This window comes from Rathayibacter sp. AY2B3 (assembly GCF_002931755.1).
Lineage (GTDB): Bacteria > Actinomycetota > Actinomycetes > Actinomycetales > Microbacteriaceae > Rathayibacter.
In genome coordinates this window covers 1-22,653 of the sequence record NZ_PSUG01000016.1, presented here as the reverse complement: position 1 = coordinate 22,653, position 22,653 = coordinate 1, and the positions used below count along the sequence as shown (strand labels likewise).

Here is a 22,653-nt window from a genome sequence, read left to right as displayed (position 1 = left end):
GTCCCTCCTACCGATCGGCCGATCATGACGAACGAACCCGCCTTCAGCATCACCCTCACCCCCTTCGACGAGGACTACTCGCCGGCCCCGAGCTCCCGGATCACCACCAACTTCGCGAATCTGGCCCGCGGCGAGCGCCGCCGGGAGAACCTCCGGACCGCGCTGCGGATGATCGACGACCGGTTCAGCGAGCTCGCATCCGGCGACGATCCGGACCGTTACACGGTCGGGCTCGACATCGTCTCCGTCGGGCTGCGGCTCAGCGCGGACGGCGAGGACCGGGAGTTCCCCCTGCTGGAGGTCCTGCGCACCAGGATCCTCGACCGCCGCACCGGACGATGTCACCCGGGGACCCTGGGGAACAACTTCTCGTCCTACCTCCGCGACCACGACTTCAGCGTGCGGCTGCCGGCGGTCAACGCCTCCCGGGCCGGCTTCACCGTCCCCGACGACTTCGGCGTCCTGCACGGCGCCCTCTTCCAGCACTTCCGGGACTCCGCGCAGTACGCGGAGCTCTCGTCGACGCCGCCCGTCATCTGCATCAGCGTCTCGACGAGCAGGACGTACCGGCGCACCGGGACCCGCCATCCGGTCCTCGGCGTCGAGTACCGGCAGGACGAGCTCTCGCTGACCGACCGGTACTTCGCGGAGATGGGCCTCGGGGTCCGCTTCTTCATGCCGCCCGGCGGCACGGCACCGCTCGCGTTCTACTGCGGCGGCGACCTGCTCGAGGACTACTCGGACCTCCAGCTCATCGCCACCATCAGCACGATGGAGACGTTCCAGAGGATCTACCGGCCCGAGATCTACGGTGCGCGCTCGGCCGCCGCCGACGTCTACCGGCCGGACCTGGAGCAGCAGGACTACGCGCGGCCCGCGGTCGCCTACGACCGCGAGGAGCGCGGCCGGCTCGCGGTCGAGCAGGGACGGTTCGCGGAGGAGCACCTGATGAGGCCGCACGGGGAGCGGCTGCGGCAGTGGGCCGCCGGGTACGCGGGAGCGGTCCGATGAGCGCGCGCGGATCCTCGACGTCTCTCCCGCTCCTGCCCACCTCGATCGCCGGCAGCCTGCCGAAGCCGTCGTGGCTCGCGCAGCCGGAGACCCTGTGGTCCCCGTGGAGACTGGACGGCGACGCCCTGGCCGAGGGCAAGCAGGACGCTCTGCGGGCCGCCGTCCACGAGCAGCACCACCGGGGCCTGGACATCGTCAGCGACGGCGAGCAGACCCGCCAGCACTTCGTCACGACGTTCATCGAGCACCTCGCGGGCGTCGACTTCGAGCGGCGCGAGACGGTGCGCATCCGCGACCGGTACGACGCGAGCGTGCCGACCGTCGTCGGCGCCGTGGGCCTCGAGAAGTCCGTGTTCGCCGACGACGCCCGGTTCCTGCGCGAGCAGACCGATCAGCCGATCAAGTGGGCGCTGCCCGGCCCGATGACGATGATCGACACCCTCTCCGACCGGCACTACGGGAGCCGCGAGAAGCTGGCGTGGGAGTTCGCGGCGATCCTCAACGAGGAGGCGCGGGCTCTCCAGGACGCCGGAGTCGACATCGTCCAGTTCGACGAGCCCGCCTTCACCGTCTTCTTCGACGAGGTGCAGGACTGGGGAGTGGCCGCTCTGGAGAGGGCGGCGGAGGGACTCCGCATCGAGACCGCCGTGCACATCTGCTACGGCTACGGGATCAAGGCGAACACCGACTGGAAGGCGACCCTCGGTTCGGAGTGGCGGCAGTACGAGGAGTCGCTCCCGCTCCTCCAGCAGTCCACGCTCGACATCGTCTCGCTCGAGAGCCACCACTCCCACGTCCCGATGGAGCTGATCGAGCTCGTCCGCGGCAAGAAGGTCATGCTCGGAGCGATCGACGTGGCGAGCGGGACCGTCGAGACTCCCGAGGAGGTCGCCGACACTCTGCGCCGAGCCCTCCGGTTCGTCGACGAGAACCTGCTCCTGCCGAGCACGAACTGCGGCATGGCGCCGCTCCCCCGCGACCTCGCCTGGGGGAAGCTCAGCGCGCTGAGCGCGGGAGCGGCGATCGTCCGCGAGGAGCTCGCGCCCTGACCGGCCCCGGGGAGACGGGTCGCGGCCGGCCCGTCTCCCCGCACGTCCCACCCGCCTCACCCCTCCGCTCGCGCCTCCTGAGCCGCGATGTCCTTCATCGCCAGGTCCGCCCGGCGGAACTGATCCGTCTCCGGGAGCGCGAGGTGCAGTCCGGCGACGGTCGTGAGCGAGACCGTCACCTCGGCCACGGTCACGTCGAGGACGTGGCCGCCCTTCTCGCGGGCGTCGTCGACGTAGTGCAGGTGGTACCCGGGGACCGACACGGCCTGCTCGAACTGCGGAGTGCGGAAGCCCGCGATCGTGCCGCTGGTGTCGGCGATGCCGGTGACGCTCTGGTGCGCGGTCGCCTCGATCAGGGGAGGGTACGGCTCGGTCTGCTCGCCGACGGTCCGGGTGCGGACCTCGGTGAACCGGCCGTCGATCCGGAGGGCGACGGGGATGTTCCCGCCGTCGACCGCGTCGTCGATCAGCCGGGTGAGTCCGGCGAGACCGGTCGGCTCCTCCACCGTGAACGTCGTGGTCGCGTGGAAGGGCAGCACGGCCGCGAAGGGCGTCCTGTCGTCGCCGTCCGCCACCTGGACGGAGCCGTCGCTGCGCAGGTGGTAGCAGACGCCGTCGACGATCACCATCTCGCCGTCGAGGTGGTTGAAGGTGCCCAGCCCGAGGTCGCCGTGGGTGAGCAGCTCGCGGATCGTCAGGTCCCCGTCGTAGACCCCGGCCAGCAGCGCGGCCATGGTCGAGCTCTGGTAGATCGCGTAGTCGTCGGTCGAGTCGACCGTGTGGGTGCTCATTCGAAGGCGTCCTCGACCAGGTGGGCGGCGATGTCGACGTTGCGGCTGTAGTCGACCGCGACGTCGATGATCGAGACGCCCGGCTCGGCCAGGGACGCCCGGAAGGCCTCCTCGAATTCGGCGAGGCCCCTCACCCTCCTGCCCGTGGCGCCGAACGCCGCCGCGAACTTCTCGATGTCGTAGTCGCCGAGCTGGACCCCGGACTTGCGGCCGTACTTCAGCAGCTGCTGGAAGCCGACCATGTCGTAGGTGTCGTCGCGCATGATCACGTGCGTGAACGAGAGGCCGAGCCGCGTCGCCGTCTCGATCTCGGTCGCGGAGAACAGGAATCCTCCGTCGCCCGAGACGGAGACCACGGGGGTCCCGGGCCGCAGGAGGCTCGCGGCCATGCCCCAGGGGAAGGAGACGCCGAGGGTCTGCTGCCCGTTCGAGAAGAGCAGGTGCTTGGGCTCGTACACGCGGAAGTGCCGGGCCATGAAGATGTAGTTCGAGCCGATGTCGCAGGCCACGGTGGCGTCGTCCGAGAGCAGGTCGCGCATCAGGAGCACGAGGCGGGCGGGATCGACGGTTCCGGGAGCCGCCTCGGCCGTCCGCGCCGCGTCGTCGATCCGCTCCAGCTCGCTCCGGTGCCGGGCGACCCGGTCGGCGGCGTCCTCGTCGAGCTGCAGACCGGAGACGAGGGGCGTGAGGGCCGCCACGGTCTGCGCGAGGTCGCCCTTCAGCTCCAGCGCCGGCAGGTAGTGGTTGTCCAGCGGAGCGTCGACGGAGTCGATGTGGACGATCCGGCGGTCGACGTCGCTGTTCCAGATCACCGGGTCGTACTCGACGGCGTCGTAGCCGATCGCGACGACGAGGTCGGACTCGGCGAGGGCGAGGTCGGCGGGCTGGTTCTTGAACAGGCCGACGCGGCCGAGGTAGTGGTCCTCGAGCTCGCGGGAGACGAGGCCGGCCGCCTGGAACGTCTCGATCACCGGCAGCTCCGTCTCGCTGATCAGGGTCCGCAGGGCCGCCACGGTCTCCGGCTCCGACGCGCGGAGGCCCACGAGGAGGACGGGCCGCTCCGCGGTGTTGATCAGGTCGGCGGCGTGCGTGAGGTCCTCGGCGCGGGCCGGACCGCTCGTCGGCCCCGTGGCCGCCCGGGTGATGACCTGCGAGGTCGGCGCGGCCATCACGCTGGCCGACAGCACGACCGCCGCGGCGCCTCGGGGCTCGGTGACGGCGGCGCGGAACGCGTTGCTGACCGCCTCCGAGACGTCGTCCGGATCGGTCGACTCGACCGTGTACTTCGTGACGGTCGTGAGGAAGGCGGCCGCGTCCATCGACTGGTGCGTGCGCTTGAGCCGGTCGGAGAGCTGCACGGCTCCGGCGAGCGCGACGACCGGGTCCTGCTCCGTGTTGGCCGTGAGCAGGCCGGTGGCGAGGTTGGTCGTGCCGGGACCGGAGGTCACGAGGACGACGCCCGGGCTGCCCGTCAGCCGCCCCACCGCGGCGGCCATGAAGGCGGCGTTCTGCTCGTGGCGGCAGACGATCAGCTCCGGCCCCTCATCGGCGAGGACGTCGAAGACCGCGTCGATCTTCGCTCCCGGGATCCCGAAGACGTACTTCACGCCGTTGGCGGTCAGGGTCTCGATCACCCGCCGTGCACTGCGCGTCTCGACGTTCGGCTGCTCCATGGTCCGCTCCGCTCTCTGCTCGGTTGTACCGACGAGCGTAGGAACGGGGGCACGCGGAGCGACCCGGTCAGATGACTCGTTCCCGCCCGTGCATCTCCGGCGGCGTACCGATCGCAGTGACGGAGCGCTCGGCCGGGACACGCCCCGCTCCCCCGCCGACGGTCTGCTCCGAGAGTCGTCCGACGCTCGCCGCGACGTCCCCGGCCGTGATGGACTTGCCCGCATGATGATCTCTCCGCGCGAGTCCGCGCACGACACGAAGGCAGGCGTCTGATGGCCGAGGAGCGCGCGATCCTCGCGGGCGGATGCTTCTGGGGGCTCCAGGAGCTCCTCCGCGACATGCCGGGCGTCTTCAGCACCCGCGCCGGGTACGCCGGCGGCAGCACGCCGAACGCGACCTACCGCCACCACGGCGACCACGCGGAGGCGGTCGAGATCGAGTTCGATCCCGAGCAGCTCTCCTACCGCGACCTGCTCGAGTTCTTCTTCCAGGTTCACGACCCGACGACGAAGAACCGTCAGGGCAACGACATCGGCACGGCCTACCGCTCCGTGATCCTCTTCCTCTCGCCCGAGCAGGAGAGGGTCGCGCGCCAGACGATCACCGAGATCGACGCGTCGGGCCGCTGGCCCGGACCGGTCGTCACCGAGGTCGAGCCGGCCGGCGAGTTCTGGGACGCCGAGGAGGAGCACCAGGACTACCTGCGCAAGCACCCCGGCGGCTACACCTGCCACTGGGTCCGGCCGAAGTGGGCGCTCGACGCCTGATCCCGGTCACGCGGGACGCGGGGCCCCGGGCTCCGCTCCCGCGGGCACGGCTCGCGTCCGGTGCGCGAAGAGCAGCACGACGGCGAGCGCCGAGAGCACGAGGGCCGGCGTCGGAGCCCAGGCCGGAGCGAGCGTCACGGTCGCCGCTCCGACGACGGCCCCGCCCGCGAGGCTCGCGACGATGAGCGCCTGGAGGGTCCTCGACCCGGACGAGCGCTCGGCGAGCTCCTGCATCAGGCTGGTGAGCGTGCCCGTGACGAAGGTCGTCGTCAGTCCGGCGGCGCCGGAGATCCGCTTCGCCAGCACGGTCTGCAGCCCGAGCGCCGCCGCACTGGTCGCGATGAACGCGCAGTCGACGAGCAGCGACCGGCCGCCCTGCACCGTCGGCCAGGCGGCCGCGACGGCGAGCTGGAGGACGACCCCCACGAGCGCGATGGAGCGGAGCGGACGCCTCCCGTCGACGGTCGGCGACGTGCGCGCCCGCGTCGCGCGGAACCCGGCGTAGACCGCTCCGGCGAAGAAGACGATCGCCGTGACCGCTCCGGCCGCGGTCGTCAGCCAGGCGGAGCGGGGGTACAGCCCCAGCAGCACCAGGTTGCCCGTCATGTTCGCGGTGAAGATGCCGCCGAGCAGGAGGAACGCGAACGCGTCGGTCGCGCCCGAGGCGATCGCCAGCAGCACCAGGGCGAGCCTGAGGCGCGCGGGACCGGTCACCGCCGTCACGCGCGGCCCTCAGCCATGGAGCTGCCGCCAGGTGACGATCTGCTCGCCGCGGAGCTCGTAGCTCCCGAAGCAGCGGAGCCAGTGGCCCTCACCCGTGTCGGAGCGGAGGTGCAGGGCGTGCTCGGTGAGGACGACGCTGCCGGCCACGGCGATCGTCACGAGGGCGATCCGGATCTCGGTGAACGCCCGGTGGACCTCGTCGCACATCTCGAGGACCCGCGCCCGTCCCGCGATCTCCTGCGAGCTCGACGCGCTGTACACGACCTCCGGATGCAGGAACGGGATGAGCTGCCGGCTGTCGCGAGCGCTCCACACCTCGAGGAAGTCGCGCACCACCAGCTCGTTCTCGATCATCGCGACGCCCCGCACCGACGCGTCCTGCCAGCTCTCGGCCATGGGTCCTCCCGCCGTCCCCGCACCGACACTCGTCGATGGCGACGAGCCTGCCCGAGAGCGCTCCCGGCGCCTACGCGTCGGATGACCCGATCTCCCCGGCGGCGGGCTCACCGCGCGTGCGCCGTCGCCAGCTCGCCCCAGTGCGTCGTCGCCCGGAGCGAGAGGGCGTCGCGCTTCATCGTCCACACCGGCCCCGCGCGGATCCCCGCCAGCCCGAGGCCGACCGCGGACCGCCCGTGGCGCTTCGTCACGGCGTCGATGGTGGCGCCGAGTCCCTTCGTGTCGAAGGCGGCGTCGAAGATCTCGAGCAGCGCGTGGGAGTTCCGCGGCGACAGGTTCGTGAGGATGACGCCGGCCCGCACGTAGCGCGCGCCCTCCCGCAGCCGCGGGCGCAGGGTGCCGATCGCGGCCCTCACCATCGCCACCGGGTCGTCCGTGGGAACGGGGAAGCCGGCCAGGCCGCCGGCGGACTCGTACGGCGCGTCCGCGAACGGCGACGTCGACGCGAACACGCTCATCGTCCTGGTGACCGACTCCTGCGCCCGGAGGCGGTGGGCGGCGCGCTGCGCGTAGACGGAGAGCACCTGCTCCATGTCCGCGATCGTCGTCACCGGAGTGGCGAAGGACCGGGAGAAGATCAGCTGGTCGCGGACGGTCCGGGCGGCCTCGAGCGGGATGCAGTCGACGCCGCGCAGCTCGTAGACCGAGCGCTGCAGGACGACGGAGAACTTCCTGCGGATGAGCGCAGGGTCCGCGTCGCGGAGGTCGCGGACGGTGTGGATGGACAGCTCCGCGAGGCGCTTCCCGGTGCGGCCGGCGACGCCCCACAGCTCGGTGACGTGCTGCGAGGCCATCAGCGCGTCGAGCTGCTCGGGCGTGTACCAGTCGGTGTCGCAGACGCCCCCCAGGCGCGGGTGCTTCTTCGCTCCGCCCTTGTTGACGAACTTCGCGAGCGTCTTGCTCGGCCCGAAGCCGACGCACACGGGCAGCCCGACGTTCTTCGCGACCGCCGCCCGCATCGCGCGTCCGATCTTCGCCCGCTCGGCCACGTCGCCGTCGACGCCGAGGAAGGACTCGTCGATCGAGTACACCTCCTGCCAGGCGGAGTAGCGGCCCAGCAGCTCCATGACGCGCGCGGACAGCTCGCCGTACAGCTCGTAGTTGCTCGATCGGGCGATCACCTCCGGGAGGCGACCGGAGCGGATGAGCGGCTCGATCTGGAACCAGGGCGTGCCGTTCTCGATCCCGAGCCTCTTCACCTCGTCGGAGCGGGCGACCACGCAGCCGTCGTTGTTCGAGAGGACGACGACCGGTCGGCCCGCGAGCCTCGGATCGAACAGCCGCTCGCAGGAGACGTAGAACGAGTTCACGTCGACCAGGGCGATGCGCCGCTCAGAGCGCACGGTGCAGCCGGTGGAGGCAGACGGTGACGACGCCCCACACCTGGAGGTCGCTCAGCTCGGCGACGTGGATCGGCGGGTACTCCGGGTTCTCGGCCCGCAGCACCACTCCCCCGGGGTGCAGCTCGAGGCGCTTGACCGTCAGCTCGCCGTCGAGGATCGCGATGACGACGCTCCCGTGGGTCGGCGTGATCGACCGGTCGACCACGAGCTCGTCCCCGTCGCTGATGCCGGCGCCGACCATGCTCTCGCCCGAGACCCGCACGATGAACGTCGACGTCCTGTCGCGGATCAGGTGGTCGTTGAGGTCGAGCGACCCGTCGAAGTAGTCCTGCGCCGGCGACGGGAATCCCGCCGCCACCGCCTCGCTGGTGACCAGGAAGGTGACGGCGACGGCGTCCGAGGCCGGAGTCGCGATGCGCTCCACGACGGTCACGCTCATGGTCGGCTCCCTCCTCGTCGCGTCGAACGTGTGTTCGAACGCGTCCGAGTGTAGGTCGGGGGCACCGACATTCGGGAGGCCTCCGGCACCGCCCTCGACCGCCCGCGGGGACGATCCCCGGCGATGCCGCCGGTCGCCGGGAGGAGTGGCGCGTCGGCCGACGCGAGTCCAGCCTCCCTGGAGCCTTCTCCGACACGATCCGACCTCACCCCTCGGAAGGAGCCTTTCCCCTGCGCGCATCCCGTCCTCTCCCCGGCGACCCCTGGCCGTCGGGGATGGTCATCACGGTCGAGGACGACCCCTGGGCGCTGCTCGAGCTCCGGTCGGCATCGGACCGCTGCGCCGCCGCGCTCCGCCGGTTCGCCGACGGCTCGCTGGAGTGACGGGGCACGGATCTCCGGATCGGATGAACGCTCGCGCGCTCCGGACGGTATCCCCCTCCGAGCCGCCGATCTCCGGCGACCGCAAGTCTCGAGGAGTGCACGATGACCAGGAACATCAGAGTCGGTATCGCAGCTGTCGCCGTCGCGGGCGTGATGGCGGTGGCACCCGTGCTCGCCGGTGCGAGCAGCGTCGCTCCCGCCGCGGCGACCAGCGACTCCAGCAGCGCGTCGGACAGGAACCTGATCAACGCGGTCCGCTCCGTGGCGGCGAAGCTGCGGGTCGTCGGACTCTCCGACGGCGGCACGAAGCTCGTGCAGTTCAACCCGACGAAGCCCGGCAAGGTCACGAACCGCGTCGCCGTCACCGGCCTCACCGGCGGCGACACCGCGCTCATCGGCATCGACTACCGGGTCCAGGACGGCGCCCTCTACGGCGTCGGCGACAACGCGGCGAGCGCCGGCGTCTACTCCATCGACCCGTCCACCGGCGTCGCCACCCAGGTGACCCGTCTCACCGTGGCGCTGAGCGGCACCTCCTTCGGCGTCGACTTCAACCCCGCCGCCAACGCGCTCCGCGTCGTCAGCGACACGGGCCAGAACCTCCGTCAGCCGTTCGCCACCGCGGGCGCCGCGACGGTCGCCGACGGCACGCTGAGCTACGCCGCGCCGGCCGTGGCCACCGGTGTCGCCGGGGCCGCGTACACGAACAACGATCTCGACGCGAACAGCGCGACCACGCTGTTCGTCCTCGACACGGCCCTCGACCAGATCGCGATCCAGTCCCCGGCCAACGCCGGAACCCTGGCGCCGACCGGGAAGCTCGGCCTCGACGCGGTGGGCGCGACCGGCTTCGACATCTACTCCGTCCTCCGCAACGGCAGCTCCATCGGCTCGGTCGGCCTCGCCGCCGTCAACGGGTCGCTCTACGAGATCGGACTGCTGAACGGCACGGCGACTCCGCTCGGCACCATCGGGGCGAACGTCACCGACATCGCCGTCCCGCTCGTCCAGCGCTGACCCGAAAGGCTCCCGGCGACCGCGCCCCTGCCGACCGACGCTCCCGGTGAGCGCCGGTCGGCAGGGCGCCGGTCGGCAGGACGCTCCGGCGGGCCGCCGGGGCCGAAAGCCCTCGTCGGAAAGTTCACTCAGCTATGCATCACCGTTCACCCACCGACGCGGCGATGAGGAGTGAGATGAGCGTGCCCCTTTTCGGGGTCTCACCTCTCAAGGAGTCCACGACGTGACACGACTGTTCCGCTCCGCGAACCGCGGACGCTCCGCCCTGGCCCTGTCGGCCGCTGCTCTGGTCTGCGCCGCCGCCCTGGCCGCACCCGGTGCCGCCACCGCCGTCGGTGCCGCCGATCTCTCCGCCACCGGCGGAGCCGCCCGCATCTCCCCGGTCGACGCCGACCTCTCCGACTCGCTGCGCGCAGCGGTGAAGGAGCAGGACGCGAAGAACGTCATCCTCCTCATCGGGGACGGCATGGGCGATTCGGAGATCACCGTCGCCCGCAACTACCAGTACGGAGCGGCCGGCCGCTTCCCCGGGATCGACGCCCTGCCGATCACCGGTCAGTACACGACCTACTCGCTCTACCGCGCGGACGACCCGGCGACGGGCGCCGTCAAGGGCGCCCCGGACTACGTGCCCGACTCCGCCGCCACCGGCAGCGCCTGGGCCACCGGCACCAAGACCTACGACAACGCCATCTCGGTCGACATCGACCAGCAGCGCAAGGACACCCTCCTCGAGATCGCGAAGGCGAACGGCCTGAAGACCGGCAACGTCACCACCGCCGAGATCCAGGACGCCACCCCGGCCGTACAGGCCGCCCACGTCGACGCCCGCAGCTGCTACGGACCCGACAGCGCGAGCTGCGGCGACGACGCGCTGGAGAACGGCGGACTCGGCTCGATCAGCGAGCAGATCCTCGACACCCGCGCCGACCTGACCCTCGGCGGCGGCTCGGCCAGCTTCGCGCAGGTCGCCCGCGCCGGCGACTGGAGCGGCGAGCCGCTGTTCCAGCAGGCCGCTGAGCGCGGCTTCCAGGTGCTCGGCGACGCCACGACTCCCGCCACCGCCGCGCAGCTCGACGCGCTGACCGTCGCCGACCAGGACGCGCCCGTGCTCGGACTGTTCAACGCCGGCAACCTGCCCGTCCGCTACGCGCCCACCCCGGCGACGGTCGGCGGAGCGGACGCCGCCCCGCAGACCTGCGTCGCGAACCCCGCCCGTCCGGCCGAGCAGCCGACGCTCCGCTCCATGACCGAGAAGGCGATCGACCTCCTCGACACCGGCGACAAGGGCTTCTTCCTCCAGGTCGAGGGCGCCAGCATCGACAAGCAGGACCACGCCGCGAACGCGTGCGGCCAGATCGGCGAGACCGTCGACCTCGACGAGGCCGTCCAGGCCGCGCTCGCGTTCGCCGAGGCGGACGGGAACACCCTCGTCATCGTCACCGCCGACCACGCCCACTCCAGCCAGATCGTCGACTCCACCCCGCCGACCTCGCTCAGCACCGCGCTGAAGACCGCCGACGGCAGCACCATGAAGGTGTCGTACGGCACCGCCGCCGAGGGCGGATCGCAGCAGCACACCGGAACGCAGCTGCGCATCGCCGCCTACGGACCGGGCGCGGCGAACGTCGCCGGGCTCACCGACCAGACCGACACGTTCTTCACCATCACGAACGCGCTCGGAGTGGACCGCGACATCCGCTCGATGAGCTTCGGAGCCACGGCCGAGCTCTCCGGCTCGTCCTTCGCCCCCGGAGCCGACGTCACCCTCACCGCGAAGGGCTTCAACGGGGACACGCAGCTGATCGGCTCCGCGCCCCTGTTCACGGACCGCACTGCGACCCGCGACCTCGCCGGTGGCGGCCTCACCGTCACGGCGAAGGCGCCCACCACGCCCGGCGACTACAGCGTCACGGTGACCGGCGACCAGACCGGCAAGGCGATCACCCTGCCGTTCACCGTCACCGAGCGGCCGACGTCGAACACCCCCATCACCGACAAGGTCAAGGACCTCGGCGGGAAGCTGATCGACAAGATCCGCCAGCACTGAGCACTCGTCGGCCCGGCTCCTCTGGAGGAGCGAGGGCCGACGGAGTCGCAGGAAGGGCCGTCCCTCGGGGCGGCCCTTCCTCGCGTCGGGGGGGGTGTCGGCACGACCGAGCGGGGCGCGCGATCCGGCGGGACCGCTCCCGGCACCGGCGGCGGATGCTCCGCGGGCCCGAGCCGAGGTGGACGCCTCCTCCGCGGACCCGCCGCTGCCCTGTTGCGGACATGTCCGCTAGCGGCTGTTGTCGACGGCGGGACCGGGTGCCACTGTTCGGAGACGGCCGCCCACGGTCGACCCGATCGAAGGCTCCAGCATGCACTCTCCCTCCGCCTCCCGCCCGACCGACCCGGACGCCGGCACACGCCGCTCCGCCCGTGAGCGGAGGACGAGGCCTCGGGCGGCGGTCGGCCTGCTCGCGCTGACGGCGACCGTCGCGCTCCTGATCGGGACGACGGCTCCTCTGACCGCCGTCGCCGCGGCTCCCGCTGCGACCGGTGTCGTCGGCTGGGGTGACGGCTCCAGCGGGCAGGTCACTGCGCCGGCAGGGCTCACCGACGCGACGGCGATCGCCGCGGGCGGCTCCCACAGCGTCGCCCTGCGCGCCGACGGCACTGTCGCCGCCTGGGGCGAGGACAGCAGCGGGCAGGCCACCGTGCCGACCGGTCTGGACGACGTCGTCGCCGTCGACGCCGGCGTCAACCACAGCCTCGCCCTGCGCAGGGACGGGACCGTCACCGCCTGGGGCGACGACGGCGACGGGCAGGCCACGGTGCCGGACGGGCTCACCGACGTCACCGCCATCGCCGCCGGCGGCTACCACAACCTCGCCCTGCACGAGGACGGGACCGTCACTGCCTGGGGATACGACTTCTCCGGACAGGCGACCGTGCCGGACGGGCTCAGCGGAGTCGTCGCCATCGCCGCCGGCCGCTTCCACGACCTCGCACTGCACCGCGACGGCACCGTCACCGCCTGGGGAGACGACGCCTTCGGGCAGACCGACGTTCCCGCGGGACTCTCCGGCGTCACCGCCGTCTCCGCCGGCTCCTCCCACAGCCTCGCGCTGCGCTCGGACGGGACCGTCGTCGCCTGGGGCAGCGACAGCGACGGCCAGTCCGACGTCCCCGACGGCCTCGCGGACGTCACCGCCGTCGCCGCCGGCGGCTACCACAGCCTCGCCGTGCGCCGCGACGGCACCGTCACCGCCTGGGGCTACGACGGCTTCGGAGAGGCCTCCGTGCCGACGGGACTCACGGGCGTCACCGCCGTGGCGGGCGGCAGCTTCCACAGCCTCGCCCTCGGCGCTCGGCCCGTCTTCACGGCCGACGCCCCTCCGGTGACGGCGCCTCTCGGAGCGCCCTTCTCCTACACCTTCACCGCCGGCGGCGCGTCGACGTTCGAGCTCTCCTCCGGGTCCCTCCCGGCCGGCCTGGCCCTCACCTCCGCGGGCGTCCTCTCCGGCACCCCGACCGCCGAGGGAGCGTCCTCCTTCACCGTGTCCGCCCGCACCACCTTCGGCACCACCACCGGCGCGCCGCACACCCTCACCGTCGGGCCGGCGGCGACCGCTCCGACCCTCTCGGGAACGGCCGCGGCCGGCGTGGTCGGCTCCGCCTACGACTTCACGTACACGGCGACCGGATCCCCGGCGCCGGTCGTCACCGTCGCAGCGGGCACTCTGCCTCCCGGACTCGCCCTCGACGTCTCCGGGCGCCTCACCGGTACCCCGACCACCGCGGGGACCTACGGCTTCACCCTCCGCGCGGTGAACTCGGCGGGCACCGCCGAGGCGGCGAGCACGCTGACCGTCTCTCCGCAGAAGGCGACCACGAAGGCGGACCTGCGCGTCGACGTCTCGGCGCCGACCACCGCGGTGAAGGGGAGGACGTTCACGTACACGCTCCTCACGAAGAACGCCGGACCCTCCGCCTCGACGTCCGTCTACTCGAAGGTGGTCCTCCCCCCGACCGTGCAGTTCGTCTCCGCCACGGGCTCGTACAGCCGTATCGGGAACATCGTGATCTACCCGCGCTCGAGTCTGGCGAACGGGCGGACCGTCACCGAGAGGATCACCGTCACGGCCACCGGCTCCGGCACCGCGTCGGCCTTCGCCGCCGCGTTCTCGGTCAGGACGCCGGACCCGTCGATCCGCAGCAACGCCGACACCGCCGCGACGACCGTCCGCTGACCGCGGGCGCAGGAGGACGGCGGGCGGAGCTCCGGTATCGCCCGCCTCCGCGGTCGTCGGAACGCGGATGCTCCGGGGAATCCCCGCTCACCGGCGCCCGACCCGAGGAGGTGCGCGCCGCTAGAGCACGTCGGCGATCGCGGCGAACGTCCTCTCCGGGTCCTCGAGCTGCATGTCGTGGTGCACGCCCGGGAGCCGGCGCACCTGCCAGCCCCGCTGCTCGAGCCGCGCCGCCAGGGCGTCCGGCAGCACCGCCGGCGACTGGTCGGAGAGCACGACCGTCGACGGGACCGCCGGCGCCTCGACCGGGACCGGGTGGAAGGCGACGTCCCGGAACACGCCGACGGCCATCCGCGCGTCGAACCGCTTCTTCGCGTCGTCGAGGAGCGAGCGGGTCTCGGGGCTGCAGGCGGCGCGGACCGCGGCGCTCGCCCGCGCCTGCCCGAGCTGCGCGAGGCCGAGCGACAGGAGCGGTGCCGCCCAGAACAGCCGTCCGGCGAGGCCGCTCGTCGGCAGCGACAGGGCGAACCCGGGATCGAGGTAGACGGCTCGGCCGGGCGCGAGCGCTGGGACGGCGCGCTGCAGCACCGCTCCGCCGAGCGAGTGGCCGACCACGCTGTGGAGCCCCGCCGGCAGCGACTCGACCAGATCGGCGGCCATGTCGTCGATCCGGTACGACTCCGCCCGTGCGCTCGCGCCGTGCCCGCGCAGATCGACGGCCGTGACGGTGCAGCGGCCGGTCGCGACGAGCCGCTCGACGAACGGCCCCCAGGTCGCCGCCGACGCGCCGAGCCCGTGCACCAGCCCGACGTGTCGCGGTCCGGATCCGGTGGTGATCGTCTGCAGGAGCATCCCCTGATCCTGCCCGAGGCGGTGGTGCGGGTGCAGGGAGACACGAGGCCGACCGGGACCGCGGGCCGGGCCGAGGGGGACGCGCGAGCGCCCGGGCTCACTCGTCGTCGTCGACGAACGGTGGGAACGGTCCGATGTCGCCGGTGCGGAGGTTCCCGTAGAAGCTCGGCACCCAGGCCTCCTCGGGGACCCGCCCGACCACCGGCGACACGATCACCACGTGGTCGAGGAACTCCTGCTCCCACACGAGGCAGTCCCGGTAGATGTGCCCGCGCAGCGGCCCGTCCACGTCGCGGGCCGGCAGCTCCCTCGCGTGGACCGGGAGGAAGAGCGCATTGACCGGCGTCATCGTGATCGTGTGGTCGATGTGGGGCTGCTCCGCCTCGACCTTGTCGAGCATCGCGTCGACGAGCTGCTGAACGCCGTTGCTCACCGTGTCCTCGCTTCCTCGGCCGGAGGCCTCCCGCGTCCGCGTGGCCGGCTCCGCGACGACCGTACCCAGCATGCGCCGCCCGGCTGAAGCCCGTGGCGCGAGCAGCGGGGGCCGCGTCGCGAACCGCCCGGACGGCGTCGACGAGCGACCGGAGGACCGGGCCGGTCGACTGCACGCTCAGCGCCGATCCTCCTCCGGAATGCCCACCGGACAGGGGCCTCCGCCGGGGGTCCGCTCGGGTGCGGTCCGGCCTACGCTCGCCCCATGCACCTCCGCACTGTCGCGATGAGGCCCGGCGCCGCCGCGCTCGGGCCGGTCTGCGCGCCACGGACCGCGCTGGACGACGTGCTCGCCCACCTGGTCGCGGCGCTGGCGATCGGATCCGGCCTGCTGCTGGTGCCGGCGGGCGTCGGCGGAGTGCCGCTGCTCGCCGCCGGATCGACCGGAACGAGCGCCTTCGAGGCCTGGGCGCTGATCCGGACCACGGTGGCCCTGCAGGTCGGCATCGCCGTGCTCGCGATCGGGCTCGCCGCCGTGGCGCGGACGCGCGGAGCCGCGGGGACACGAGCGGAGCGCTGGTGCGTGGTCGCCGCGGTGAGCGCCGCGATCGGCGTGGTGCTGCTGGTCGTGCCGCCGGTCTGAGGACCCCCCGGGGAGCGTCGCCCACCAGTCTGTCCGGGTCGCCGCGCGCGCCCGTGACCGAACCGTCACCTCGCGCCGCGCGGCGTGATCGGATCGTTGCAGGATCCGGCACCGGCTGAGGTTCCGCATAGGACACACTCAGCGACAGGGGGCGAGCGTCCCCCGCTCATGGGGAAGCCGACCGCGATCAGCGGCTCGGAGGAAGCAGGAATCGTGCGCTCTGCGCGACGACGCCACGGCGTCACCGTCATCACCACTGCGGCACTGCTGGGGGCGCTCGCGTTCCCGTCCGTCGCTCTGGCCACCGAGGTCGTCCCGGACGCCGCCTCGAGTCCTGCACCGGCCGAGCCGGCTCCCACCGCGGAGCCGACCGCGACTCCGGAGCCCACGGCGACGCCGCAGCCGGCCTCGACTCCGGCGCCCACTCCGGCTCCGACCATCGCGCCCGTCGAGAGCGCGCAGTCGCCCCTGGCGATCGCCCTCGACCGCACCACCTACGAAGCGGGCTCGGCGTTCTCCGCGATCCCGTCGGCGGAGGGCTGGGCCGGCGGCCTGGACGTGTCCGGGACCGGTTTCCAGCCCGGCACCGTCGCCGTCGTCGTGCTCCGCGACGGCGACTCGGAGGAGGCCGTCACCACCAGCGTGATCACCGCCTCCGGCGAGCTCCGCCTCCGGGACTGGCTCCCCACCGACGCGGACGGCGTCGCGGTGGACCCCCATCTCCCGCTCCCCGGCGAGACGATCTCCGTCATCGCGGAGGGACTCGACGCCTCCGGCGCCCGTGTCGCCTCCGATGCCGTCGAGCTGACCGTGACGCAGCCCGACACGAGCGTCGTCTTCCAGAACCGGGAGGACGGCGGGGTGCTCCCGGCCGGTGCGGACATCCAGGTCGGCGAGTTCCGGATCTACGGCGTCGTCGCCTCGTTCCGCGGATTCGACCGCGGCGAGGACGTGTCCGTCACGCTCACCGCGCCCGACGGCAGCACCTCCGCCCTCGTGCCCCCCGCGCCGACCCCGCTCTCGGGCGAGGCCTTCGTCCTGCTCGACGCCGACACCATGGCGGACCAGCTGGGCACCTTCACCGTCACCGCCACGGGAGAGACCAGCGGACGCTCCGTGACGTCGTCGCTCGAGCAGGTTCCCTCGCGCACCGCGATCCGGATCTGGCCCCAGGGGGCTTCGCCCGAGCCCGCCCCGGCGGACGGACAGCCCACCAGCGGTGGCGCTCTCCTCGGCTTCGGCGCGGACGAGACCGTCTCGATCGGCGTCTTCTCGACCTCGGGTGCGCGCCAGACGCTCACGGGCGGCGGCTCGAGCCTCGAGGTCGGCGTCGACGCGCTCGGCTGGAGCCTGATCTCCCTCGGCCAGTACCCGCTGCAGGACCCGGCGAGCGAGATCTACTGCGTCATCGCCCGCGGCACGTCGAGCGGTCTCGTGGCGAGCACCTCCTACGACTACACCCTGACGGAGGAGGACCCGATCGCCGGAGAGGCCGACTGCTCCGCCGCGGTCGCCGCGGTCACGGCGCACCCTGTCGGCGCCGGGCCCGCAGGGCACCCGGCCGGCTCCGGACCCGCTGCGCAGACGGGCGGCCAACGCCCTGTCCTCGCCTCGACCGGCGTCTCGACGACCGCGCCGCTCGCCCTGGCCGCCTTCGGCATCCTCGGCGGTCTCGCCCTGACGGTGCTCCGCCGCCGCGCGTAGACGGCCACGCACCGCGGACGACGAAGGCGCCCGGGCACACCGCCCGGGCGCCTTCGCGGTCGCGAGACCCGTCGGGTCAGTCGGACGGCACCGCGCAGGTCTCCTCCGCCGCGGTCTGACCCGGAGCGTCGACGGCGACGGGAGTGGGATCCGTCGGAGCCGCGCCGCCGTCCGCGGGCGCCTCCTCCGCGGGCGCCTCCTCCGCCGGAGCGTCGGATGCGAGGGTCACCGGCTGGTCGTTGAGGACGCGGTTCATGAGCTCGGCCCCGACCTCGGCGTTGGGCACGACCTTGCCCGGGTAGTCCGGGTCGTCGAGCGCCGGGTACTGCACGAACACCATCTTCGAGAGGTCGACGTCCTTCAGCGCGAGGGCGAGCGAGATCATCGTCGCCGGGCTCGTGAGCGACGTCGACAGGTGCACGTTCGAGGAGGTCGCCTGCGCGAGTCCGTAGAGGGCGGGGATGTTCGAGAGGGTGTCGGCCGAGCGGACGGTGCGCATCAGGGAGGCCAGGTACTGCTGCTGCGACGAGATGCGGCTGAGGTCGCTCTGGTCGCCGACGCCGTGGCGGCTGCGGAGGAACGAGAGGGCCATCGACCCGGAGACGGTCGAGGTGCCGGCGGGCAGGTCGAGGCCCGAGTCGGTGTCGAGGATCGGACCGGTGAGGCAGATCGGGACGCCGCCGACGGCGTTGCTCATCTCGATGACGCCGTTGAAGGACACCCAGCCGGCGTAGGGCACGGTCAGCCCGGTGAACTGCTGCAGGGTGTCGTTGACGCAGGCGAGCCCGCCGTACTGGAACGCGGAGTTGAGCGGGACGCCGGTGGTCGCCTCGGTGACGACGCCCGTCTCCGGATCGGTGCAGGCGGGACGGTCCAGGATCAGGTCGCGCGGGAAGCTGATCACCGTCGCGCTGCGATGGTCGGCCGAGACGTGGAGAAGGATGTTGACGTCGTTGAGCGTGTCGTCGCGGACGCCGAACGTGTCGCCCTGCGTCGCGTCGTTGTCGGTGCCGACCACCAGGACGTCGAAGCCGCCCTCGACCGCGCCCATCTGCACGTTCCCCGCGGTGGGAGGAGCGACGCCCAGGTCGACCGCGTTGTCGGCGACGTTCCGGCTGATGCTCACCGTCGCGATCGCCACGAGCGAGGTGGCGCTGACGGCGAGGACGCCGACCACCGCCGCGATCCCGACCACGACTGTCCGCACCCCGGATCGCCGCCGGAGCCGCCCGTGCCGCACCGCGCGCTCGTGAACCCTCATGCGCTCCCACCCCTCGCCCCGCCCGCCCGTTGGCGGACGCAGTCGCTCGCCAGTGTAGGCAGGCGCCCTCCGACGCGGCGTGGAACGCCCCTGCTACGGTCGTGCGCGCATCGAGGAGCGGAGGAGGAGCCGTGGAACGCCGAGTCGTCGACCCCGTCACGCAGGTCGAGTGGATCGTCCCGCGCTTCGCGACGGAGGAGGGCACCCTCGCCCGCGCGCGGGCCGATCGGGAGGGGCGGCTCACGGATCTGCGCCTGTCCCCCGACCACTGCGCGGGGTATCCGCTCTGGGGAGTCGACGGCATGATCGACGATCCGGGTGCGGTCGGCGTCCCGGAGGCCCTGCTCGGACCGCTGCTCCGCTGGCAGGAGCTCTGGGCGTCCGGGTGCGACGTGTTCGAGGGCTGGAGGAGCGCCGAGGCGGAGGAGCGCTGGCTCGCCCTCGGCCGCGAGCTGCACACCGAGCTCGAAGCCGCCCTCTGGCTGACGACCCGGGTGCACGCCTCCTTCTGAGGGCGACGCGCTCGCAGCCCCCGGCCGCGGATCAGCGAGGCGGGCGACGCTCGGCTTCGCGCGACGGCACTCCTCGGCTGATCGGCGCGACGAGCCGCCCGGTCCGCTCGCTCCAGAGCGCGGCCACCGCGGAGCGACGCCGTTCCACCACTCCAACCATCACCGCGGCCGCAACGAGCAGCACGAAGCAGACGCTGTAGAGCAGGCCGAACGTCGGCGGCGGCGCGACGAAGACGGCCACGGCCGCGAAGGCGGGCACGATCCCGGCGAGCGTCAGCCACCAGCCGAGACAGGCGTGCTGAAGACTCCGGCACTCCTCCACGCTGACGACCTCGCACGGCACCCACACCCGGAGCATGGGACGCAGGCGATCGCGGTCATCACGAGAGAGGACCGTCCAGGTGGACCGGTAGAACCGCCCCCCGCCCAGCAGAAGGAGCGTGCCGCGCACGTAGGCGGCTGCGGAATGGATGACCGGCGCGGGCGCCGTCCGCTCCGTGCGCTCACCGAAGTCCGGCGGAGGCAGCGGCGTCGAGTCGGAGTCGACTGCGCGGTCGGGCACCAGGAGCCCGTCGAGCCGATCGACCAGCACCCGGAAGCGCTCGTTCAGTCGCCGATCGGCGAGCCCTGTCGTCGTCTCCCGCAGCCCCCGAGGCGCCGACAGCCGGTACCGGAGGACGTCGTACGCTCCGTCGTCACCGGATCGCAGACGCGATCGATCGTGGCGCAGGACGACGGCCCACTGCGGGCGCTCGTACTCCTCGAGCAGAGCGATCAGCGCGTCCAGCACGGCGACGACATCCGATCGGTCGGGCATCGTGCGCCCGCTCATCTCTTCTTCCGCGCCGATGCTACCGAGCCGCGCGGCCGAGCGGTGCTGAACGGGGGGCCGGAGCAGGAGCCGCGGCCGCGACCCGTCCCCGGACCGGCCCCCGCATGCCTACCCTGGACGGTGCGCTCTCCTCGTCTTCTGCAGCAGGTCGTCGGCAAGCTCGGCGGGCAGCGGCCCGCGGCCCCGGTGAGCCGTCGAGCGCAACGGGCGCTCCTCGCCGAGCAGACGGTCCGCGGGGTGCTCGAGCTGGCCGTGCGGCTGGGCGAGACGCTGCTCTCGCTGGGGTCCGCGGCCGCCGAGGTGACCGAGACGATCCAGCGGGTGTGCCGCGCGTACGGCATCGAGTGCCAGGTCGACCTCACCTTCACGTCGATCCTGGTCGTGCACGACGGAGGCGACGACTCCCCCAGCGTGAGCGTGCTGCGCGTCGTCCCCTCCCGCAGCGCCGACTACGAGCGACTCGCCCGCGTGACGGCGCTCGTCACCGCCATCACCGAGGGCTCGCCGGAGGTGCGGGTCGCCGACGCCGTCGACTCCGCCGAGGCCCGCGAGGAGGCCCGGCACCAGTTCGAGGCCGCGCACGACCGGCTCGACGCGATCCTCGTCCAGCCGCACCGCTACCGCCGCGGAGTCGTCACCCTCACGCTCGCGCTGATGGCCGCGGGCGTCGCGCTCCTGCTCGGGGGCGGACCCCTCGTCGTGCTCCTCGCCGCTGCGACGGCCGCCGCGATCGACCTGGTCAACCAGCTGCTCGCACGCTGGGGCCTGCCCGCCTTCTTCCAGCAGATCGCCGGTGCCGCGCTGGCGACCGGAGTGGCGGTGGTGCTGCTCGCGGTCGTGCCGCGGCTGCCCGTGGAGCTGGCGGTGCTCCCGCCCGCGCTCGTCGTCGCGTCGGGGGTGGTCGTGCTCCTCGCCGGGCTCTCGTTCGTGGGAGCGGCGGACGACGCGATCAACGGGTTCCCGATCACGGCGGGCGGCCGGCTGCTCGAGGTCGGACTGCTGACGCTGGGCATCGTCGTCGGCATCGCCGTGGTGCTGGACGGCGCGCGCTCGCTCGGGGTCGAGCTGGTGCTGGTCGACTCCTACGCCCGCCCCTGGCCGGCCGCCGTGCAGGTGCTCGGCGCCGGGGTCGCGGCCGGCGCCTGGGCGCTCTCGTCGCACACCCCGCCGCGGCCCGCGCTCATCGCCGCCCTCACCGGCGCCGGCGCGTTCCTCGTCTCCGACTCGCTGACCACCTCGGGTTTCGCGCCGCTCATGGCCAACGCCCTCCCGGCGCTGGCGATCGGACTGCTCGGCGAGATGCTGGCCGAGCGGATGCGGGTGCCCGCCGTGGTGACCACCGCGTGCGCGATCGTCCCCCTCCTGCCCGGCCTCACCCTCTACCGCGGCGTCCTCGGCCTCACCTCGAACGCCGGCCCGAGCGCCGGGATCGAGCTCCTGCTGCAGGCGGGCATGATCGCGCTGGGCCTCGCCGGCGGAGTCACGCTCGGCCGCATCGCCTACCGCCGGCTGCGCACTCCGATCGTGCGGGCCGTGGCGCCGGTCCGCGCCCGGACGCGTCGCGACCGCGGCATGGAGCAGGCCCTCGCCGCCGACGTCCTCTACCAGGACGACGCCGCGGCGGCCCCCGAGCAGCAGGCGGGCGCACCGGCCCCGGACGAGTCGTCCCCGGGCTCGCCCGCGCCGCTGCCGGACGAGCCGTCGACCGCGGCGGAGGAGCCGTTCGTCCGGACCGGTGTCGTGCCGATCGTCAGCACGATCGGCGTGACGGAGCCGGTCCCGGTCGTTCCCGAGGAGGATCCGGCCGGACGGGAGTGACGGACGACCGCGCCGGACCCGGGAGGGACAGCCCGTGGGCGGCGAGGTGGTCCTTCAGGGCGCGGACGCCGGGCAGCCCGACCTGGTGCGCGACGAGCTCCGCTTCGATCGGCGTCACCGCCGGGTAGGTGCGCAGCAGCTTCTCCGCCGTCTCCGCTCGGGCGAGCCGCAGGGCGCCCTTCGCCGTGGTGCCGGTCGGTGCGAACGCGCGCTGCAGCCTCCGCTCGCTGACGGCGAGCTCGGCCGCGAGGCGGCGGACGGAGAGAGCCGGATCGCCGAGCCGTTCCCGGATGATCCGCCGCGCGCCGAGGACGAGGCGGCGGTCCGCGGGGTCGAGCGTCCGCGGCAGGTCCGGTCCGATCCGATCGAGGACGTCGGAGGCGAGCGCCTCCAGCGCCGTCCGGTAGCCGGTCGGGAGCGGGATCGACGACTCGTCGGTGCTCCCGAGGATCTCGTTGGCGAGCGCGGAGAGGGTCCGGACCCCTCGGAGGGCGCCCTCGACGAGCAGCGGCTCCTCCCCGAGCTGCAGGTCGAACCGGGAGGACGTCGATCCGAAGACGATCTCGATCGTGCCGACCGGATCCGTGTTCCTCGTCCCGAGGACGCGCGTCGCCCGGGTGAAGACGGCCTGCCCGCGCTCCGCCCGGACGCTCCCGGAGGGGAGGAGGAGCTCGAGCGCGCCCTCGGTGACCATCGAGAGCGAGACGCCCG

General features: G+C 73.0%; 21 protein-coding genes. 10 read left to right on the top strand and 11 right to left on the bottom strand.

All coding sequences use genetic code 11. From position 1 onward, the window contains the following. Window positions 1-24: 24 nt before the first annotated feature. Complete coding sequence (locus tag C5C24_RS07170) at window positions 25-1,011, top strand: putative oxygenase MesX (RefSeq protein ID WP_104281838.1); 987 nt, start codon at window positions 25-27, stop codon at window positions 1,009-1,011. Further along, complete coding sequence (locus C5C24_RS07165; RefSeq protein ID WP_104304628.1) at window positions 1,008-2,060, top strand: methionine synthase; 1,053 nt, start codon at window positions 1,008-1,010, stop codon at window positions 2,058-2,060. The genes C5C24_RS07170 and C5C24_RS07165 overlap by 4 nt, the downstream gene beginning before the upstream one ends. Before the next feature lie 56 nt (window positions 2,061-2,116). On the opposite strand, the gene budA is transcribed toward C5C24_RS07165, so the two are convergent. Further along, window positions 2,117-2,851, bottom strand: coding sequence for an acetolactate decarboxylase (gene budA / locus C5C24_RS07160; RefSeq protein WP_104277443.1), 735 nt, complete (start codon window positions 2,849-2,851; stop codon window positions 2,117-2,119). After that, window positions 2,848-4,524 (bottom strand): acetolactate synthase AlsS, encoded by a 1,677-nt coding sequence (alsS, locus tag C5C24_RS07155; protein WP_104304627.1) that lies wholly within the window; start codon window positions 4,522-4,524, stop codon window positions 2,848-2,850. Before alsS ends, budA begins: the two co-directional genes overlap by 4 nt. 273 nt (window positions 4,525-4,797) lie before the next feature. On the opposite strand from alsS, the gene msrA reads away from it, so the two are divergent. Next, complete coding sequence (msrA, locus tag C5C24_RS07150; RefSeq protein WP_104277813.1) at window positions 4,798-5,292, top strand: peptide-methionine (S)-S-oxide reductase MsrA; 495 nt, start codon at window positions 4,798-4,800, stop codon at window positions 5,290-5,292. Between the two features lie 6 nt (window positions 5,293-5,298). Here msrA and C5C24_RS07145 read toward each other — a convergent pair whose 3' ends face one another. The 4 genes from C5C24_RS07145 to C5C24_RS07130 all read right to left on the bottom strand — a co-directional run bounded on the left by C5C24_RS07145 (window position 5,299) and on the right by C5C24_RS07130 (window position 8,253). Then, a complete protein-coding gene (locus C5C24_RS07145; protein WP_104304626.1) occupies window positions 5,299-6,015 on the bottom strand; it encodes a YoaK family protein in 717 nt (238 codons plus the stop codon). A gap of 9 nt (window positions 6,016-6,024) precedes the next feature. Further along, on the bottom strand, window positions 6,025-6,411 hold the full coding sequence (locus C5C24_RS07140; protein WP_104247117.1) for a nuclear transport factor 2 family protein: 387 nt from the start codon (window positions 6,409-6,411) through the stop codon (window positions 6,025-6,027). A 107-nt stretch (window positions 6,412-6,518) separates the two neighbouring features. After that, a complete protein-coding gene (locus C5C24_RS07135; protein ID WP_104304625.1) occupies window positions 6,519-7,814 on the bottom strand; it encodes a Y-family DNA polymerase in 1,296 nt (431 codons plus the stop codon). Beyond that, entirely contained in the window at window positions 7,804-8,253 is a 450-nt protein-coding gene (locus tag C5C24_RS07130) for a LexA family transcriptional regulator (RefSeq protein WP_104233991.1), read from the bottom strand. Before C5C24_RS07130 ends, C5C24_RS07135 begins: the two co-directional genes overlap by 11 nt. A 485-nt stretch (window positions 8,254-8,738) precedes the next feature. On the opposite strand from C5C24_RS07130, the gene C5C24_RS07125 reads away from it, so the two are divergent. The 3 genes from C5C24_RS07125 (at window position 8,739) to C5C24_RS07115 (ending at window position 13,888) form a co-directional block, all read left to right on the top strand. Then, window positions 8,739-9,653: a DUF4394 domain-containing protein gene (locus C5C24_RS07125; protein WP_219812845.1), complete on the top strand. Its 915-nt coding sequence runs from the start codon at window positions 8,739-8,741 to the stop codon at window positions 9,651-9,653. Window positions 9,654-9,876: 223 nt separating this feature from the next. After that, a complete protein-coding gene (gene phoA, locus C5C24_RS07120; RefSeq protein WP_258065079.1) occupies window positions 9,877-11,703 on the top strand; it encodes an alkaline phosphatase in 1,827 nt (608 codons plus the stop codon). Between the two features lie 310 nt (window positions 11,704-12,013). Next, a complete protein-coding gene (locus tag C5C24_RS07115) occupies window positions 12,014-13,888 on the top strand; it encodes a putative Ig domain-containing protein (protein ID WP_104304624.1) in 1,875 nt (624 codons plus the stop codon). A gap of 120 nt (window positions 13,889-14,008) precedes the next feature. Here C5C24_RS07115 and C5C24_RS07110 read toward each other — a convergent pair whose 3' ends face one another. Continuing rightward, the gene (locus tag C5C24_RS07110; RefSeq protein ID WP_104304623.1) at window positions 14,009-14,740 is read right to left on the bottom strand and encodes an alpha/beta fold hydrolase; all 732 of its coding nucleotides are present in this window, start codon (window positions 14,738-14,740) and stop codon (window positions 14,009-14,011) included. 97 nt (window positions 14,741-14,837) lie between these two features. Continuing rightward, entirely contained in the window at window positions 14,838-15,173 is a 336-nt protein-coding gene (locus C5C24_RS07105; RefSeq protein ID WP_104304622.1) for a hypothetical protein, read from the bottom strand. 264 nt (window positions 15,174-15,437) lie between these two features. Between C5C24_RS07105 and C5C24_RS07100 the strand changes: the two genes are divergently transcribed. Then, entirely contained in the window at window positions 15,438-15,815 is a 378-nt protein-coding gene (locus tag C5C24_RS07100) for a hypothetical protein (RefSeq protein WP_104304621.1), read from the top strand. Window positions 15,816-16,028: 213 nt separating this feature from the next. Then, the gene (locus C5C24_RS07095) at window positions 16,029-17,519 is read left to right on the top strand and encodes a hypothetical protein (protein ID WP_146082550.1); all 1,491 of its coding nucleotides are present in this window, start codon (window positions 16,029-16,031) and stop codon (window positions 17,517-17,519) included. A 76-nt stretch (window positions 17,520-17,595) separates the two neighbouring features. On the opposite strand, the gene C5C24_RS07090 is transcribed toward C5C24_RS07095, so the two are convergent. Beyond that, window positions 17,596-18,714, bottom strand: a complete 1,119-nt coding sequence (locus C5C24_RS07090) for an LCP family protein (protein WP_104304619.1) — start codon at window positions 18,712-18,714, stop codon at window positions 17,596-17,598. Window positions 18,715-18,911: 197 nt separating this feature from the next. Here C5C24_RS07090 and C5C24_RS07085 point away from each other — a divergent pair, with 197 nt between their 5' ends. Further along, window positions 18,912-19,292 carry a hypothetical protein gene (locus C5C24_RS07085; RefSeq protein ID WP_104277801.1) on the top strand — a complete coding sequence of 127 codons (381 nt, stop codon included), beginning with the start codon at window positions 18,912-18,914 and terminating at the stop codon, window positions 19,290-19,292. Between the two features lie 31 nt (window positions 19,293-19,323). Here the strand turns inward: C5C24_RS07085 and C5C24_RS17905 are convergent, their stop codons facing one another. Next, window positions 19,324-20,124 carry a hypothetical protein gene (locus C5C24_RS17905; protein WP_181135494.1) on the bottom strand — a complete coding sequence of 267 codons (801 nt, stop codon included), beginning with the start codon at window positions 20,122-20,124 and terminating at the stop codon, window positions 19,324-19,326. A gap of 120 nt (window positions 20,125-20,244) precedes the next feature. Here C5C24_RS17905 and C5C24_RS07075 point away from each other — a divergent pair, with 120 nt between their 5' ends. After that, a complete protein-coding gene (locus C5C24_RS07075) occupies window positions 20,245-21,942 on the top strand; it encodes a threonine/serine exporter ThrE family protein (RefSeq protein WP_181135493.1) in 1,698 nt (565 codons plus the stop codon). Here the strand turns inward: C5C24_RS07075 and C5C24_RS07070 are convergent. Then, window positions 21,875-22,653 (bottom strand): AraC family transcriptional regulator (locus C5C24_RS07070; RefSeq protein WP_146082547.1); only part of this gene is annotated, 779 nt, incomplete at its 5' end. The genes C5C24_RS07075 and C5C24_RS07070 overlap by 68 nt on opposite strands.

Coding starts and splice junctions, on each gene's coding strand:
- C5C24_RS07170 (WP_104281838.1), top strand. CDS start 25: ATGACGAACGAACCCGCCTTCAGCATCACCCTCACCCCCTTCGACGAG.
- C5C24_RS07165 (WP_104304628.1), top strand. CDS start 1,008: ATGAGCGCGCGCGGATCCTCGACGTCTCTCCCGCTCCTGCCCACCTCG.
- budA (WP_104277443.1), bottom strand. CDS start 2,851: ATGAGCACCCACACGGTCGACTCGACCGACGACTACGCGATCTACCAG.
- alsS (WP_104304627.1), bottom strand. CDS start 4,524: ATGGAGCAGCCGAACGTCGAGACGCGCAGTGCACGGCGGGTGATCGAG.
- msrA (WP_104277813.1), top strand. CDS start 4,798: ATGGCCGAGGAGCGCGCGATCCTCGCGGGCGGATGCTTCTGGGGGCTC.
- C5C24_RS07140 (WP_104247117.1), bottom strand. CDS start 6,411: ATGGCCGAGAGCTGGCAGGACGCGTCGGTGCGGGGCGTCGCGATGATC.
- C5C24_RS07130 (WP_104233991.1), bottom strand. CDS start 8,253: ATGAGCGTGACCGTCGTGGAGCGCATCGCGACTCCGGCCTCGGACGCC.
- C5C24_RS07125 (WP_219812845.1), top strand. CDS start 8,739: ATGACCAGGAACATCAGAGTCGGTATCGCAGCTGTCGCCGTCGCGGGC.
- C5C24_RS07115 (WP_104304624.1), top strand. CDS start 12,014: ATGCACTCTCCCTCCGCCTCCCGCCCGACCGACCCGGACGCCGGCACA.
- C5C24_RS07110 (WP_104304623.1), bottom strand. CDS start 14,740: ATGCTCCTGCAGACGATCACCACCGGATCCGGACCGCGACACGTCGGG.
- C5C24_RS07100 (WP_104304621.1), top strand. CDS start 15,438: ATGCACCTCCGCACTGTCGCGATGAGGCCCGGCGCCGCCGCGCTCGGG.
- C5C24_RS17905 (WP_181135494.1), bottom strand. CDS start 20,124: ATGAGCGGGCGCACGATGCCCGACCGATCGGATGTCGTCGCCGTGCTG.